The organism is Mesorhizobium sp. M2A.F.Ca.ET.042.01.1.1 (assembly GCF_003997405.1).
Lineage (GTDB): Bacteria > Pseudomonadota > Alphaproteobacteria > Rhizobiales > Rhizobiaceae > Mesorhizobium.
Window position 1 is genome coordinate 1 of sequence record NZ_RZRX01000443.1, and the last position, 2761, is coordinate 2761.

Consider the following 2761-nt stretch of genomic DNA (forward strand, 5'->3'; position numbering starts at 1 on the left):
CCCTGCCACGCGCCAAGGCGAGCAAGTTTTTGCCCGCCATGTCGGTCGACCGCGCGGCCGACATCCTGCGCGAGCTGGATGAACCGGCCCGCTCGGAGCTGCTCGGCGCGCTTGCCCCGCCGCTGCGCGCCACGCTGCTGTCCATCCTCGGATACCCAGAAGGCAGCGCCGCCTCGATCATGACGACCGAATTCGTCAGCGTGCCTTCCGACTGGACCGTCGGCCGCACGCTCGACTACATCCGCAAGGTCGAGCGCACGCGCGAAACCATCTACGCCATCTACATCGTCGATCCGGAGACGCGGCTCCTGCTGCGTTCGACCGGATTGCGCCGGTTGATCACCGGCAACCCGGAGGATTCGATCCTGTCGGTGGCGCCTGATCGTATGCCGGTGACGGTGACGCCGCTCACCGATCGCGAGAACCTGGCGCAGACCATCTCGAAATACGACCTCCTCGCGCTGCCTGTCGTCGACCACGGCAGGATCCTCGGCATCGTCACCGTCGACGACATCATCGACACGATGATCGAGGAAACGACCGAGGACGTGCATCGTTTCGGAGGCATGGAGGCGCTGGACGAGCCCTATATGAAGATGGGCTTCCTCGCCATGATCCAGAAGCGCGCCGGCTGGCTCTGCGCGCTGTTTCTCAGCGAGATGCTGACGGCCAACGCCATGCAAAGCTACGAGGGCGAGCTGGAGAAGGCGATCGTGCTGACGCTGTTCATTCCGCTGATCATGAGTTCCGGCGGCAATTCCGGCTCGCAGGCGACCTCGCTCGTCATCCGCGCGCTGGCGCTACGCGAAATCGGTCTGCGCGACTGGTGGCGGGTGGCGCTGCGCGAGCTGCCGACCGGGGTGGTGCTCGGCTCGATCCTTGGCGTCGTCGGCATCTGCCGCATCGCGCTCTGGCAGTATTTCGGCCTCTACGACTACGGCCCGCACTGGATGCTGATCGCGGCGACGGTGGGCGCGGCGCTGATCGGCATCGTCACCTTCGGCTCGCTGTCGGGATCGATGCTGCCTTTCGCGCTGAAGCGGATCGGCTTTGACCCGGCAAGCGCCTCTGCGCCGTTCGTCGCCACGCTGGTCGACGTCACCGGGCTGGTGATCTACTTCTCGGTGGCGCTGGTGATCCTGCGCGGCACGCTGCTCTAAAAATCTTGGGTCGCTGGCGTCGCCAGCGGCCCCAAAGCTGCAATCAAACGCGTTCGCCGTTCTTCACGCGGTAGGTCGGCTTGTACATAGTGACCAGTTCCTCGGCCGCGGTCGGATGCACGGCCATGGTGCGGTCGAAATCGTCCTTGGTCAGCCCCACCTTCAGCGGGATGCCCAGAAGCTGCGCCATCTCGCCGGCATCGGGACCCAGGATATGAGCGCCGAGCACCTTCCTGGACGCGCCGTCGACCACCAGCTTCATCAGCATCTTCTCGTCGCGGCCGGACAGCGTGTGCCGCATCGGACGGAAGGACGCGCGATAGATCTCGACGTCGGGGAAGCGCTTGACCGCGTCGTCCTCCGACAGGCCGACGGTTCCAATCTCCGGCTGGGAGAATACAGCGGTCGGGATGGTGTCGTGATCCGGCGCGGTCGGATTGCCCTTGAAGGCGGTCTCGATGAAGCACATCGCCTCGTGGATGGCGACCGGCGTCAGTTGCACGCGATGGGTGACGTCGCCGATCGCCCAGATGTTGTCGAGGTTGGTGCGCGAATATTGGTCGACCACGATCGCGCCCGTCTTGTTGAGTTCGATGCCGACGCCTTCCAGGCCCATATTCTCGGTATTGGGGATACGCCCGATCGCCAGCATGACCTGGTCGACCGTCAGCGTTTGGCCGGAGGACAGCAGCACGTCCAACCTGCCGTCGGGCGTCTTGCGCACCCATTCCGAAACCGCGGGACAGAGGATCTTGATCCCCTTCTTCTCCATCGTCTCATGCAGCGAGCGGCGCAGATCCATGTCGAAGCGGCTGAGGATCTCCTGGCCGCGATAGACCAGCGTGGTGTCGACGCCCAGGCCGTGGAAAATGTTGGCGAACTCGACGGCGATGTAGCCGCCGCCCTCGATCATGATCGCCTTCGGCAGTTCCTTGAGATCGAAGGCCTCGTTGGAGAAGATGCAGTACTCATGGCCCGAAAGCGCCGGATGCGGCGCCGGCCTGCCGCCGGTGGCGATCAGGATCTGGTCGGCGCTGACGGTGCGGTCTTCGGCAACCAGGTAGACGGAATGCGGGTCGACCAGCACGGCGCGCGAGTGGAAGGTCTCGCCGCCTGAGCCCTCGACATTCCTCTTGTAGATCGCCTCGAGTCGCGCGATCTCCTTGTCCTTGTTGGCGACCAGCGTCTTCCAGTCGAAGCTCGCCTCGGGCACCGTCCAGCCATAGCCTGCCGCGTCGGCGAAATGCTCGGGAAATTGCGAGGCATAGACAAAGAGCTTCTTCGGCACGCAGCCGCGGATGACGCAGGTGCCGCCGAAGCGGTATTCCTCGGCGATGGCGACGCGCTTGCCGAGGGCCGCCGCCACCCGGGCCGCCCTGACCCCACCGGACCCGCCGCCGATGACGAACAGATCATAGTCATAACCGGCCATCGTGGTGGGCTCCTGGGGATGAGAAAGACGGGTCACAGGTAGGCTGCCAAGCGGCAAAAGAAAAGCCCGGGCAAAGCCGGGCTTTGTGGTCCAACGGCCGACGGCCGAATTGAAGTCGATCAGTTCGCGGAATTGTCGGCGGGCGCCGAGACATCGGCCGGAGCGGAAT

The 2761-nt window shown here is 64.7% G+C and carries 2 protein-coding genes; one reads left to right on the top strand and one right to left on the bottom strand.

Annotation, left to right across the window (positions count from 1 at the left end):
* Positions 1-1160, top strand: a 1160-nt coding sequence (gene mgtE / locus EOA23_RS33345) for a magnesium transporter (RefSeq protein ID WP_127307187.1), incomplete at its 5' end; no start/stop codon positions are given.
* A 43-nt stretch (positions 1161-1203) separates the two neighbouring features.
* Here mgtE and gor read toward each other — a convergent pair.
* Positions 1204-2592, bottom strand: coding sequence for a glutathione-disulfide reductase (gene gor / locus EOA23_RS33350; protein ID WP_127307188.1), 1389 nt, complete (start codon positions 2590-2592; stop codon positions 1204-1206).
* Positions 2593-2761 lie beyond the last annotated feature (169 nt).